Here is a 1,302-nt window from a genome sequence, read left to right as displayed (position 1 = left end):
CTTGACAAAAAAATCCGCATCGGGTACAATTAAACCGAGGGGGCACGCAGGACTTATGTGCAATGCTTTAATTGCATAGGCAACCAATGACCAATGACAATTGACCAATGACCAATGACCAATGACCAATGACCAATGACCAATGACCATTGTCAAGCTCAACTTTTTCGGCGATGATTGTTACTATACTTAATCCGCGCCCCGGCCCATTGCAATTTTTCGCGCAAGGTCTGATAATAGGAATGACTTTCATCGAGGATGAGAAACTTCGCCCGACATTCGGCCATTCGCACATCCACGCGATGACCGGGCCAAATGGAAGTAGCCAAAACGCCATCCATCCAGAGTTTCGTGCTTAAATCCTTATCCACCAGCGGCCAAATGCTGACCACGGATCCGGGAGGCAAGACGATCGGGCGACTGGACAGACTCAAGGGACAAATGGGAGTAACGGCGATCGCCTCCATGCCATCGTGCAAAATCGGACCATTAGCAGACACGGTATAGCAAGTAGACCCGCTAGGCGTGGCCACAATCAATCCATCTCCTTGGTATTGATCTACCACTTCACCATCGATTTCCATTTCCAACACCGACGTAATCATCCGGTCAGACGCCGCTGGTTTGACACACATATCGTTCAATGCCAGATAGCGATCGCTCACCGGTTCCAAATTCGTTCGATGCCCTTCATAAAGCGTCGCCTGCAGCATCATCCGTCGCTGCACCGCATAGCGGTCTTCCAATAACCGATCCCAAACCGCTTCCGTTTCCTTAAACCGTTCCGAAGGTTCCGTTAAAAACCCCAGATGTCCCCCCACATTCACCGCCAAAATCGGGATCCCTTCCGGAGCCAACTGCCTCGCCGCCGCCAGCGCCGTGCCATCGCCTCCCAGCACGATCGCCAAATCAATCGGCGAAGTAGAGGAAGCCAAAAACACCGGATAGGGGTTATCCTTCGCCCCACTAGGTCCCATCAACACCTTGCAGCCGCGATTTTCGAGCTGCCGAGCGCATTTTTCCGCCCAGCGCCGACCTAAACTGTCTCCCGCCTTATGAGCAATAATTACCTGTTTTAACTGCACTGGAGCTTATCCCCCCAACCCTTCTCTCAATCGTCCATTCATAGCCTCTCCAGCATAACGATCTTGTTTTCTTTTCTTTGTGCAACTACTTACCCTTTGGGTGCTTTAGGAAAATCGTGACGTACTCCCGACGCCGACCACTTAGGCGGTACGGCGCGGGCTTCTGGGCCGAGACCTTTGAGATCTGGGTTTCGCGTTTTTGAGTGAGGCGACGCCC

1 protein-coding gene is annotated in these 1,302 nt (G+C 52.2%); it reads right to left on the bottom strand.

Annotated features, from left to right (window positions below; translation table 11 throughout):
- Nucleotides 1–158: 158 nt before the first annotated feature.
- Nucleotides 159–1,085, bottom strand: coding sequence for an NAD(+) kinase (locus AC0QH1_RS06105; protein WP_324630050.1), 927 nt, complete (start codon nt 1,083–1,085; stop codon nt 159–161).
- Nucleotides 1,086–1,302: the final 217 nt, after the last annotated feature.

This window comes from Phormidium sp. CCY1219 (genome assembly GCF_055795085.1).
This window is presented reverse-complemented; position numbering and strand designations above follow the sequence as displayed.